13 protein-coding genes and 1 other annotated feature are annotated in these 12,850 nt (G+C 38.6%); of the genes, 4 read left to right on the forward strand and 9 right to left on the reverse strand.

The annotated features are described in order from the left end of the window. Positions 1-68 precede the first annotated feature (68 nt). Positions 69-267 (forward strand) — a binding site (T-box leader). A gap of 138 nt (positions 268-405) precedes the next feature. Next, the gene (locus I6751_RS12645) at positions 406-885 is read left to right on the forward strand and encodes an Lrp/AsnC family transcriptional regulator (protein ID WP_182187227.1); all 480 of its coding nucleotides are present in this window, start codon (positions 406-408) and stop codon (positions 883-885) included. Further along, positions 882-2,051, forward strand: a complete 1,170-nt coding sequence (locus I6751_RS12650; protein ID WP_196590836.1) for an aminotransferase class I/II-fold pyridoxal phosphate-dependent enzyme — start codon at positions 882-884, stop codon at positions 2,049-2,051. Before I6751_RS12645 ends, I6751_RS12650 begins: the two co-directional genes overlap by 4 nt. Before the next feature lie 96 nt (positions 2,052-2,147). Here I6751_RS12650 and panD read toward each other — a convergent pair whose 3' ends face one another. Both panD and panC read right to left on the reverse strand, forming a co-directional pair. After that, on the reverse strand, positions 2,148-2,540 hold the full coding sequence (panD, locus tag I6751_RS12655) for an aspartate 1-decarboxylase (RefSeq protein ID WP_182187223.1): 393 nt from the start codon (positions 2,538-2,540) through the stop codon (positions 2,148-2,150). Further along, positions 2,540-3,397, reverse strand: coding sequence for a pantoate--beta-alanine ligase (gene panC, locus I6751_RS12660; RefSeq protein WP_196590835.1), 858 nt, complete (start codon positions 3,395-3,397; stop codon positions 2,540-2,542). The genes panD and panC overlap by 1 nt, the downstream gene beginning before the upstream one ends. Positions 3,398-3,908: 511 nt before the next feature. On the opposite strand from panC, the gene I6751_RS12665 reads away from it, so the two are divergent. Then, complete coding sequence (locus I6751_RS12665) at positions 3,909-5,366, forward strand: DASS family sodium-coupled anion symporter (protein WP_196590834.1); 1,458 nt, start codon at positions 3,909-3,911, stop codon at positions 5,364-5,366. A gap of 104 nt (positions 5,367-5,470) precedes the next feature. On the opposite strand, the gene I6751_RS12670 is transcribed toward I6751_RS12665, so the two are convergent. The 7 genes from I6751_RS12670 to I6751_RS12700 are packed head-to-tail and all read right to left on the reverse strand — an operon-like array spanning position 5,471 to position 10,972. After that, positions 5,471-6,283: an SDR family oxidoreductase gene (locus I6751_RS12670; RefSeq protein ID WP_182187217.1), complete on the reverse strand. Its 813-nt coding sequence runs from the start codon at positions 6,281-6,283 to the stop codon at positions 5,471-5,473. A 21-nt stretch (positions 6,284-6,304) separates the two neighbouring features. Continuing rightward, the gene (locus tag I6751_RS12675; protein ID WP_196590833.1) at positions 6,305-6,565 is read right to left on the reverse strand and encodes an HPr family phosphocarrier protein; all 261 of its coding nucleotides are present in this window, start codon (positions 6,563-6,565) and stop codon (positions 6,305-6,307) included. After that, a complete protein-coding gene (locus I6751_RS12680) occupies positions 6,562-6,924 on the reverse strand; it encodes a PTS glucitol/sorbitol transporter subunit IIA (RefSeq protein WP_182187213.1) in 363 nt (120 codons plus the stop codon). The genes I6751_RS12675 and I6751_RS12680 overlap by 4 nt, the downstream gene beginning before the upstream one ends. A 49-nt stretch (positions 6,925-6,973) precedes the next feature. Continuing rightward, entirely contained in the window at positions 6,974-7,981 is a 1,008-nt protein-coding gene (gene srlE / locus I6751_RS12685; protein WP_196590832.1) for a PTS glucitol/sorbitol transporter subunit IIB, read from the reverse strand. Between the two features lie 21 nt (positions 7,982-8,002). Further along, the gene (gene srlA, locus I6751_RS12690) at positions 8,003-8,551 is read right to left on the reverse strand and encodes a PTS glucitol/sorbitol transporter subunit IIC (RefSeq protein ID WP_182187210.1); all 549 of its coding nucleotides are present in this window, start codon (positions 8,549-8,551) and stop codon (positions 8,003-8,005) included. A gap of 20 nt (positions 8,552-8,571) precedes the next feature. Further along, positions 8,572-9,027: a transcriptional regulator GutM gene (locus I6751_RS12695; RefSeq protein ID WP_182187208.1), complete on the reverse strand. Its 456-nt coding sequence runs from the start codon at positions 9,025-9,027 to the stop codon at positions 8,572-8,574. A 10-nt stretch (positions 9,028-9,037) separates the two neighbouring features. Beyond that, complete coding sequence (locus tag I6751_RS12700) at positions 9,038-10,972, reverse strand: BglG family transcription antiterminator (RefSeq protein ID WP_196590831.1); 1,935 nt, start codon at positions 10,970-10,972, stop codon at positions 9,038-9,040. A gap of 352 nt (positions 10,973-11,324) precedes the next feature. On the opposite strand from I6751_RS12700, the gene I6751_RS12705 reads away from it, so the two are divergent. Then, positions 11,325-12,830, forward strand: coding sequence for a class I adenylate-forming enzyme family protein (locus tag I6751_RS12705; protein ID WP_196590994.1), 1,506 nt, complete (start codon positions 11,325-11,327; stop codon positions 12,828-12,830). Positions 12,831-12,850: the final 20 nt, after the last annotated feature.

Genomic DNA, 12,850 nt, shown 5'->3' on the forward strand with positions numbered 1-12,850 from the left:
TCGAATGATGTCTGAAAAATTTACTTGCATTTAAGGATTTGTATGTGCTATGATAAAAAGCACATACAAAGTAAGTGATGAACAAGAAAGTACGTTATATTATTTTTCAGAGAAGCGGTGGTGGGTGCAAACCGTAAAATTAATATAGCGGAAAGCTGCTTGCGAGCTGTCAGTGAAAACTGACCGGGTGGTTCGGCGTTATCGGACTGAAAGTGAGCATTTTGCTAACTAAGGTGGTACCACGGGAACAGTGTCCTCGTCCTTTTCGGATGAGGGCTTTTTTTTATCCCTTTGATTGTATTGTCGGGTTTTCCCTGTCTTGAAAATGACTGCAGCATTGGATGGTATTTAAGGGATGGTAATACAGTTTTAGACGAAATTGTGACTGTAAAGGAGAAATTAGTTATGAGAGAATTATTGCAATTGCTGGAACATGATGCCCGCCGTCCAGTGAAGGAATTGGCGGCGATGCTTAATAAACCGGAATTTGAAATTGAAGAAGCAATAAAAAAACTTGAAGATGACAGAATAATAATGAGTTATAATACACTTATTGATTGGGAAAAGTTTGGGGATCATAATGTTACTTCAGTTATAGAAGTCAATGTCGCACCACAGCGAGAAGTTGGTTTTGATGCTATCGCTGAACGCATATATCGTTTTGACGAAGTCAAATCAGTTTTTCTTATGTCAGGAAGTTTTGATCTGCTGGTCATCATTGAAGGGCAGTCATTGAATAAAGTGGCTGATTTTGTGGCTCGACGTTTATCTACCATTGAAGGGGTGACGTCAACGCGCAGCCATTTTATGCTTAAGGCTTATAAAAAAGATGGTACGATTATCGATGACAAGGAAGATGACCGCAGGCTGGTGATGACACCATGAATGATTGGGAACAGGCACTATCTGATACAGTCGACTTGGTACCGCCTTCGGGCATAAGAAAGTTTTTTGATGTTGCGGTCAGTATGGATGATGTAATAACATTGGGTATAGGTGAACCTGATTTTGTCACGCCATGGCATATTCGTGAAAGTTGCGTTTACGGATTGGAAAAGGGATATACTTCTTATTCCACGAATAAGGGTATGCTGCCGCTGCGGCAGGAAATAGCCAATCTGTATAAAAAAAATTATGCCATAGATTATAATCCGGCAGAGGAAATAATTGTGACGGTGGGAGTCAGCGAGGCTGTGGATCTGGCTTTGCGGGCAATATTGAACCCCGGAGATGAAGTGCTGATTCCTGAACCGTGTTACGTATCATACAAAGCATGTGTTATTTTGGCCGGAGGTAAACCTGTTCCGGTACCGACTAAAATAGAAAATGAGTTTCGAGTTACTGCCGCTGATTTAAAAAAATTTGTTACACCTGCCACTAAGGCATTGCTGATAGGCTATCCTAATAATCCTACAGGAACAATTCTGACTGAAGAGGAATTGAATGGATTAGCCAAATTTGCCGAGAAATATAATTTGATTGTTTTGTCCGATGAAATATATGGGGATTTGACATATGGCGGATTGGAACATATTTGTTTTTCAACATTACCAGGTATGAAAGACAGGACAATATTGTTTAATGGTTTTTCTAAAGCGTATGCAATGACCGGCTGGCGTCTGGGTTATGCCATGGCCAATCCTGTGTTTATTGAGGCCATGAATAAGATCCATCAATATACGATGCTTTGTGCACCGGTGACAGCTCAGGTAGCTGGGATAGAGGCTTTGCGCAACGGTGAAAAAAACATGCATAAAATGATCAATGAATATGATCAGCGTCGGCACCTTATATATGAAGGATTTTGTCGTATGGGTTTAAAGACATTTGAACCAAAAGGGGCTTTTTATATATTTCCCAGTATCAAGGAAACAGGTATGACATCAGAGGAATTTGTCGAAAATTTATTGGAACGTGAGCATGTAGCAGTCATACCGGGTAATGCTTTTGGTGAATGCGGTGAGGGGTTTATTCGCTGCTCTTATGCCACTTCGGTAGATAAAATAGCCGGAGCGTTAAACCGTATCGAAAATTTTCTTAAAAATATTTGATGAAAATTATGCATCACTTTAAACCGCCCCTGTGAATTATATCCAAATTCTAATTCACAGGGGCGGTTCAATACAAAATATGATTATAGTGAATGATCAGGTTGACAAAGGCAGCTCTTGCTGTTGTTCTTTGGTTTTTATTTGTATAGGTCGATTTGTTTTATCTACCATTACAATTTTGGGGATATAGTTATGCGCTTCAGCTTCATCCATTAAAGCATAACCGATGATGATGACAATATCACCGATGACAGCTTTTCTGGCAGCAGCACCATTTAGGCAGATAATACCGCTGTGGCGTTCGCCGCTTATAACATAGGTTTCAAGACGCTCACCATTATTATTGTTGACGATTTGGACTCTTTCACCAGGCAAAATGCCTGACAATTCGAGAAGTGCTTCGTCGATAGTAATGCTTCCCATATAAGAAAGATTGGCTTGCGTTACTGTGGCACAGTGAATTTTACCATGAAGCATATTATAAATCATCAGGCGTCAACCTCCAGTATAGTATTATCAATGAGCCGCGTAGCACCAAATTTTACGGCAACTGCTAATAAGGTGCGTTTATCAAGTGTTTTTCCGACAGTGATCAATCCGGGCAATGTGTACATTTCGACATAGTCGATTGTACTTAAGGGTTCGGCAGCAATCATACTGCGTACGGCAGTTGAAATAACATCGCTGTTTTTTTCACCCTGAAGAAAAAGTTTTTGTGCTTGTTTAAGTGATTTATAAAGTACCGGCGCAGCTTTTCTTTCAGCAGGATTTAAATAAATGTTCCGAGAACTTTTAGCAAGACCGTCGGCTTCTCTGATGATTGGCATGATATGCAGCCGGACGGGGAAAAATAAATCATCGACCATGCGTTTTAAAACTTCTGTCTGCTGGGCATCTTTTTGACCAAAATAAGCATTGTCGGGAGCAGCTATGTGAAACAATTTGGTTATAATGGTAGCCACGCCGCGAAAATGGATCGGGCGTGTGCGGCCGCATAGTACTTTACTTATACTGCCGGTGACCTCGACCCAGACAGGATCTTTATGGGGATATAGTTTATCGGCGGGCGGCGCAAATACGATATCCGCACCGGCTGCTTCTGCAGTCTTGCAGTCTTTTGCCAAATTACGGGGATATTTTTCATAATCTTCATGGGGCCCAAATTGTGTTGGATTGACAAAAACACTTACTATGGTGAGATCGTTTTCTGTGTGAGCGGCATGTATGAGTGAAACATGTCCTTCATGCAAAGCTCCCATTGTTGGAACAAGGGCAACAGACTTGCCAGCCTGTCTGGCAGTGGCAGATAATCTCTGCAATTGTTTGATGTCTGTACATAAAATCATGATGCAGCCTCTTTTCTTATTTTTGTAACAAACAGGAAAAGTGAGAGACATAATAAAAAAAAGCGCACTTTGACGGACAAGTGCGCAGAAATATCTTATGCCTTCGTCTCGGTCACGGTGATCCAAGCGATATAGATGATGTCAACAAACCAGGTTCGTGATACAGCTCGCGACGATGCTGTTCAATTCATATGTTTGTTACCCGCATATAATAGCATAGAAAGAATATATATGCAAATTAATAAAATTTTGTATATCATTATTGCACATGTGTCATAATATAACTGTAAATGGCATGTTGTTTTGCAATAATATGCATATAATAGTGTTTTACTATTGAAAGTAAGCTTGCTTTATATTATAATTAAGTAAACTTTGTAGGCAACGAAGCCTCAAAACAACGTGTTTTGAGGCTTCGTTATTTTATAAAAAAGTATTTGCATAATTACATGCAAAACTATGTATAATTAATAAATATTCATATAAATATAATAAGCAGGGAGGTTATTATATGGGTAAAAAGTATGGTCTTATTATCGGAGCTTTGGTTTTGTTTGTAATAATATTATTACCGACACCTGACGGATTGTCGGTTTCCGGTCAAAGGGTTTTGGGGATATTGATATTTTCCGTAATAATATGGATGACGGAAGCAGTCCCTTATCCGGTAAGTTCAATATTGATAGTATCGTTGATGGCGTTATTACTGGGATTGTCACCAAACCCGGCACAGCCAGATAAAATATTGGGCACAACAGGGGCACTGAAATTCGCCTTATCGGGATTTAGCACCAGTGCATTAGCCTTGGTGGGAGGTGCGATGTTTATCGCTGTGGCGATGGTTAAAACAAAACTTGATACGCGGATAGCATTATTGATTTTATCGAAAATAGGTGCCAAGACAAATCGTGTTTTGATAGGGGTAATTGCCGTAGGATTTATTTTAAGTTTTTTTGTACCCAGCACTACTGCCCGGGTATCCTGTATGGTGCCGATAATTTTAGGAATAATACATTCTTTTGGTGTTTCAATGAAAAGCCGTTTTGCGGCAGTAATGATGATCGCAGTGGCGCAGGCTGACAGTATTTGGAATGTAGGAATTAAAACGGCGGCAGCGCAAAATATGATTGCTTTAAGTTTCATTGAAAAACAGCTGGGTTATTATATCAGCTGGGGTGAATGGTTTATAGCAGCCGCACCGTTTGCGGCTATTATGTCGGTAGCACTCTATTTTATTTTATTGAAAATGATACCACCGGAAACTAAGGAGATTAAGGGTGGTAAAGAAGCGGTAGCCAAAGCATTAAATGAAATGGGACCAATGTCCGGGGATGAAAAAAAACTAATGGGTATATCTTTGATATTGTTGTTTTTATGGGCAACAGAAAAAATTGTTCATCCGTTTGATACTACTACGACAACTTTGCTGGCGATAACAATCATGCTTTTGCCTAAGATTGGTATTATGGATTGGAAATATGTGCAAAATCGTGTCAGCTGGGGCACTTTGATGCTTTTCGGAACGGGAATAAGTCTGGGAACGACTATATTGGCAACCAAAGCGGCTGACTGGATTGCATCGTGCATTGTTAATAAGTTTGACTTATATGCGATGACGGCGTTTGGTATATTAGCCGTGTTAAGCTTATTTTTAATTGTTATACATTTAGGATTTGCCAGTGCAACGGCATTATCGGCGGCAATGATTCCCATAATGATTTCTATTTTGCAGGGAGCATCACAGGTGCATACCCTGAATGTCATTGGAATGACGATGATACTGCAGTACGTCATTTGTTTTGGTTTTATTCTGCCTGTTAATGCTCCGCAGAATTTGGTGGTATTTAGTACCGAAACAGTGACAGCGCGCGATTTCATACGCACCGGAATACCGATAACTATTGTGGCATATTTATTGATTTTATTGCTGGCGGGGACTTATTGGAAATGGCTTGGTATTGTTTTATAAATATTTTATATTGGCAGTATTTGTTGTGAATACAAGCAGAAGGGCCGGGTATTTTTATAAATACCCGGCCCTTCTGCTTATTGGTAAAATATTACTTTAAGGTATTAACCACGTGTTTTTCCGCCGGCGATGTTAAGTGTTATGCCATGAATATAACTGGCTCGATCACTGCCGATGAAACATGCCGTGTCGGCGACTTCGCTTAATTTACCGGAGCGCCCAAGCGGAATGGTAGTCGTTTGGGAATAACCGGCACGTAATTGTTCAACACTTATGCCTCTGGTGTAAGCCAAAGCGGTTTCATATTTGATGGTGCGAAGACCAGTGGCTTCCATGATGCCGGGTGCAAGTCCGACTACACGGATGTTGTGTTTGCCAAGTTCCTTACACCAGGAACGGGTAAGTGAATTCAAGGCGTTTTTAGTGGCGGCATAAACGCTTTGTCCTTCTGAGCCTTCCAGACCGCTTTCGGATGACATATTGATAATGACACCGCTGTTTTGTTTGACCATTTGGCGGGCAGCTGCCTGAGCGCAGATGAATACACCTTTTAGGTTGACGTTACAGACCAGGTCCCAGACTTTTTCATCGAGTTCAAATTGCCCTCCGGCATTCTGGGAATCAACCAGGAGACGTGGGATATTTATGCCGGCATTATTGACTAAAATGTCAATTTTATTAAATTTTTTCAGTGTTTTGGCTATCATGGCATCCACGGATGACTTTTTAGTGACATCGGTAATGGCATAAAGAAAGTTATTGGAATTACTGCCTTTTATCTCGGGCGGTTCATTATTCATATCTGCTGCTATAACGTTACTGCCCTGTTTTAAAAAAGCTTCTGCTATAGCTTTGCCTATTCCTGAGGCACCACCGGTGACGATAACTACTTTGTTTTCAATATTTAACCAACTCATGAAAATCCTTCTTCCTTTGATTTATCTGTCTAAGCTGTGGATGAGTTTAATGAATTCTTCTATATCTTTGGCTTCTTCCGATCCGTCGGCCAGTATTTCCAGCTCGTCGCCTGATTTAACTAATAATCCCAATATTGCTACCATATCCTTGGCATTAGCCAATTTATGGTTTTTCCGCAGATAAATAACACTTTTATATTTTCGGGCAGCATTGGCTAATTCAGCAGCATAGGCAGCGTGCAGGCCAAATGGATTTTTTATTAGAAGCTTGTGTGTGATCATGGCGTTATTATTTCAACCACGGAACCTATTTTCATTGGGTGCGGTTTCTTTTTTTCTACAACAATTGCACCTGGCAGAACAGAATTTTCCGATGCGGTAAAATTTATCGTGAGATGGCCGAGTTCATTGAGATTTTTTTCGGCAATTTTACCGACGTACATAATTTTAAATTTTTCACCATCTATTGAAAAAAACTGACCGGGTGAAATATGAGCGCTGGTTTGTACGATGGGAATAGTATAGCAATAATCTTTTAATGTAGCAGGGGCATTATCACCGAAAAGAATTATCATTTCATCACCGAAGGCAGTTACGTCTTTGCCGGTATTGACTATTTTATTGGTATAAATTACATTCATTATTATATTCCCACCTAAAGATAAAATTTATTGCAAGATTTATTTAATATTATGAATACATGCCAAAACTGAACAACCAGCCGACTAAGACACGTGGTACACCTATAAGAAAACGCGAATAAAGAACGGATGGAACGCCGACTTCAACTGTTTCCGGGTCTGCTTCAGCAAGCCCTAATCCAACTGGAATAAAATCGCAGGCATTTTGGGTGTTTATGGCCATCAATGCCGGCAGCGCAAGGTTAGGATCAATATGGCCTTTGCCGATTTCTACACCGATCAGTGTGCCGATGATCTGGGCTATAACCGCTCCGGGACCAAGCAATGGAGAAAGAAATGGCAAAGAGCAGATGAAACCTAAAATTACTAAACCAACAACATTACCGGCTAAGGGAACGAGCAGATTGGCAAACCAATCACCAAATCCGGAACCGTTAATGATACCAATCAACATGGCGACAAAACCCATAAACGGCAGTATTGTATTAATCATGGAATTGACGGCATCGCGACCAGCCTGATAGAAAATGGATACAACTTTACCGGCACCCATCCCGATTTTTTGGATAAAAGTATTGGAAGAAGTTTCACCCATTGTCTGAGAAACTTTTTTATTGGCGGAATATTTGAATTTACGTTCTTGTTTTTCGGGCTTATTTTGTGATTCAGTGGCAGGTATGTCATCAGTTGATGTTATGCAATCGAGAGTGACACCGGATACATAGATATCTTCTGTAATGTATTTTGCCAGTGGGCCGCTCTTACCGACGGGATTCAGATTGATTGTAGGGATGCGTTTTTGTGGATAAATCCCACAACGCAGAGTACCTCCGCAATCGACAATGACCAAGAAAATTTCTTCTTCGGGTACTGAAGTTTTAAAACCGTTTATTACCCGGCAGGCAGTTAGTGATTCAATTTTATCGGCTATTTCTGGTTTAGCACCGCCGGCAGTTATATATAAGAGAACATCTTTACCTTCATGAGGTTGTACAAGTAAGGGCCCGCCAAATCCGGCATTGCCTTTTACAATTCGAATGGCTTTATATTCTGTCATGATATGCTCCTCCTTTTATGATCATTCTGTTTTTAAGTTGTTGCTAAGCTCGATGCGCTGTTGGCGCATGACAATTTTTGTGGTGAAATCAGTTACCCAACCGGCGAAAAAGTTCATAATGAGACCGACTAATAAATATCTAAGAGCTAATGGTGTGGCGTCTAGGCCTAAAGTAGTGATGCCGTTGGCAATGCCAAGCCAGATGAAAAGTTCACCGACATTGATATGCGGGAAAATACCGCTGTTGGTATGGCAGTGGTAAGCAGCTGATGCATAATAACTTGGTTTCATGCGTTCTGGCAAAAATTTCCCCATAGAAAGAGCCATAGGGTTACCTAACATAAAAGCAGAAAGAAAAGGTAAAATCCCATAAGCAAGAATGACATTTTTTGAACAGACTTTAGCAAAATTATTGATTTTTTCTTGGCCGATGAAAGCGATAAGAGAATTCATAAATATAAGCAGTAACAATACTTTTGGGATAATACCGGTTACCCAGGAAACAAAAGTCTCTCCGCCAAGTGTGAATAAATTCATAAAACCTGCTGCTAAATTTACTACAAAATCCATAATCTCGTCCTCCTAATTAATTATTTTTTTGCGAAACTGAATCTGAACATATCAAGCAGACGCCCAAAGGGACTTTTCTTTTCCGGTAAAGTGCCGCCGGCAGTGATTATATTGTAATTATTGCGGGCATCAATGATAGCTAAAGACAGCGTTTTAGAATAATGTATCTGTTTGCAGTCTTTTTGTGTTAAGGTACCTATATATTTACCGATGAATGAGTGATTTATATCTTTATAACGGGCGAAAACAGTTACACCTTGAATATATTTTCCTTTTTTGATGATTCCCTGATCATCTATAAGAAACATTATTATTACACCCGAGCGCAGTATGCCGTCATGTTTCCCGATTGCAACCCGGCCATTGCGGCGAAATTCACGATAGTGTTTGGTGAAGCGGTTCATTTGTAAAAATGTCAGAATGTATTGTAGTATGAAAGCGCAAAATCCCAATATGATGATAACGAAACTATTCATAGCAGCCTCCTTAATTAAAAATATTGCAATCCTTAATAAAATACATCAGTATGTCGTTGTAACTATTCATTTTTGAAATGTCCCCGATAATCTTTTTTTGTGAAGACATGCTGATGATTTCGTCATAAATTTTTACTAAAATACCATCATCCTCCGAGTCGGCCGGGATACCAACCAGAAAAATAATTTGTAAGTCGGGATATAAAGAATCGTTAAGTTTATTGGGAATAAGTCCTAAAGAAATCACCACTTCAGTATTATTATCATATCTGGCATGAGGAAAGGCCACATGGCTGTCAAGAACCATTGAAGATTTTTCTTCGCGGGATAATATTCTTTGCCAAAACTTTTTTTCCACCAGATCGGCTGTGATCAATTTATTGACCATGTGGTGTACCGCCTGAAGATAATTAAAACTGGAATCAAAGATGGTTATTTTATCAGGAGAAAGCAGGCTGAAAACTATTGATTTTACACCGTGCAGCATGGGAATCTGCAGCTGGTGTGCATAAAATATGCGTTCGATACTGTTGCGTAAATATGTTTCATCGACTACTTCATTTATATAAATAATAGGGATTTGTATTGATATATTTATTTTTACCGTGGAAATTAATAAATCATGATTTATTAATTTTTGTTCTGAGAATTGTTCATTATAGACAAAAATATCAATGACTGCTTCACGGGCCAATATTTTTTGCAGTTGAGCAATGATGAGTTTCGCTCTGGCACGGCCTGTCCCACATATCAATGCAACTTTGTATGGATGCCTGATATGGTTTTGTTCGGTTAAAAATATTTGAAAATATGCTGTCAGATAATCTACTTCACTTTCGGGAATTTTGACTGACATTCTTTTTTCGATGACATTTTTGGCAATCATGGACATATGGTAGGCTACAGTATATTTTTCTTTGATATCATCATTTGTTTGATTCTGTATTGGCAGGCCATAACGAAGACGGTTGGTTAGAAAATAATTATGATAGACGAATTCATCAATAATATCACTGTTTTTTTCGTCTAATGTAATTTCCATTTCGTCTTGTATAGTCGAAATTATTTCTTTGGTTATCTGTAAAATGTCATCGGAGACTATGATATTGGATTCAAGGGAGGAAATATCATAAGGTGTACGCATGCTGATTAACGGGATAATCAGAAATAATCGTTCATTACGGGGAAAATTAATTTTTAGAATTCGCTCCAAACTGTCAAGACTTTTTTGTAAAAACTTAAAATAATAATGATTGCCTAATTCCTGATATTTGCTATCCAATTTTACCAGGCCATGGCCCTGTACAGTTCTGTTAAGGCTCAATGTTATATAGCGGATAAAATTTTCTACTACGACTTTGTCTAGCTTTAAGGGAGCAAGATCCAGTTTAACCTTTGCAGTGATTTCCGGGGAAAGTGTCGATTCAGCACAAATGATATTATAATTATTATCGAGAACAAAAAAACGCAGATTTAGTTCGTCACCAATTAAGCTGATACCGATACTTGATTGTCCGGCAATGGTAAGATGATAATTTTTTAAAATGGTTTTTAACTTGGTCATGTCTTTTATTAAAGTTGAGCGACTGATGTTCATGGCATAAGCTAACTCATCGATTAAGTAGGGAGAGTCGGAGGACATCAGCATGTCAATGATGAAAGCCATTCGCATCTGTGGTGAATCAAAATTGGAATTTCGTCTTTCAATGCCATTGCGCTGTTGTTTATAACGAGGAAAATCAGTTATGAACAGGCGAGCTACAGAACGGTTTAAATCGATTAATGCACTGTCTTTGAGGTCGGAATTGATATCTTTGATATCATTTTGGATTGTTTTTGTACTTACATCTAATCGTTTGCTTAACTCATCGGTACTTAGTTCTGATTTATTTTCCAACAGACGGATGATTTTAATTAAACGATTTTCAGCATCAAACCAATTCATTGTAAATACCCCTTTCCCCTCCGACAAATACAGTATATTATGTCGGAAGGATTGTGTTAATATGCTTTTTTTCTAATTTTCAGAAATAATTTAATTTACTTTTTTTCTTTTTTACAGAAAAACTTGGATATATTATATAGTAATTTAGGAAAGTACAATATATATTATCGATTTTTTTATATATTTTTAGATGTGATTATTTTTGCAGAATCAATATAAGATAAAATCAATTACGCTTAAATTTATTGGATAAGAAGCTTTTTAAATAATAAACTTTGACTTTTTTATCCATATTAGTATAAAATCAAAGGATAATTAAAATGCAATAATAAAATTGGAAAAGAGTGTTTTTATGTTGGTTCATGAGCTGCTGTTGCGCGGGAAATCCGACCACACGGCTATAATTACAAAGGAACATCGTATTACATATCAAATTTTGCAGCAAAAAGTTGCCGATTGCAGAGATTATTTGTATGGTAAGGGTGTAAAAACAGGTGATAAGGTAGCTATTGTCTCCCATAATAATGATAATTATATTTATGCTTATTTTGCATTGGTTTCGTTGGGAGCTGTTGTTGTGGCGATTAATTATCAATTGCAGCCACCGGAAACAGCTTATATAGTGAGTGATTCTAATTGTGTCTGTATATTGACTGAAAACCCGATAATATTTGATAAGGGACGGCGGGAAGAGGCTTTTGCGGCAGACTGTCCGCAATATCCTATTACAAAATGCGGTGAAGCAGTGACACAAATACATGCTCCGACTAAGAATGATAGAATTAGTGAAGACGATGTATGTGTCATCATTTATACATCGGGTACTACAGGAAAACCTAAAGGGGCAATGCTTACCCATAAAAATTTGACCAGTAATGCTGCAATGTTTGAAAAAGTCCTGCATGTGGATGAGGTTGATAATGTTCTTTGCGTATTACCGATGTATCATTGTTTTGCATGGACATGCTGTATACTTAATGGTTTTTATGGTGGCAGCTGTGTTACTGTAATGGAAAGTTTTACACCTAAGGAAACAATTGATGTTATTAACAGGGAAAAAATCACAGTATTGTATGTTGTACCGTCTATTTGTTCGTTGTTGACTAAATTGGCAGCGGCAGAAGAGCTTGCTTCGGTGAGATTGGTAGTAATCGGAGGAACAGTATTGCCGGTATCGGTTGCAAATGCTTTTTCACATAAATTTGGTTTGGTTATAGCTGAAGGCTACGGTTTGTCTGAGGCCGCACCGGTTGTTGCGGTTAATCCGCCGGGTAAAGAAAAAATCGGCTCCATTGGTATTCCTTTACCAGGAATTGCGATTCGTATAATTCAATCGGATAATACTGAAGTGGAGCCAGGACAACCAGGTGAATTATTAGTGCGCGGTGATAATGTCATGCCCGGTTATTGGAATTTGCCGGAAGCTACAAAAAATACAATTGTTGATGGTTGGCTGCATACAGGAGATATAGTCCGCCAGGATGAAGACGGATATATTTATATAGTTGATCGGATCAAAGATATGATAATAAGTATGGGAGAAAATATTTACCCACGGGAAATTGAAGAACTGTTGTATGCTTATCCGGGGATCGATGAAGCGGCTGTTATCGGAGTACCGGATAAATTGCGTGGTCAGGCTGGATGCTGTTTTTTTAGTGTAAATAAGATGCAGGAAGTTTCTGTTCCGTTTTTAAAAAAATATTTACGAAAGAATCTTGCTTTATATAAAGTGCCGCGTGAATTTCATAAATTAGATGAATTACCAAAAACATCCACGGGGAAAATAGTTAAGCGCAAACTGGTGGAGTTATATAAAAATAAGGGCATGTTTACTGCGAATGATGATGGTTTTTAATATTTTACAGTAAAATTGAG

The organism is Pectinatus frisingensis, assembly GCF_015732285.1.
Classification (GTDB): domain Bacteria; phylum Bacillota; class Negativicutes; order Selenomonadales; family Selenomonadaceae; genus Pectinatus; species Pectinatus frisingensis.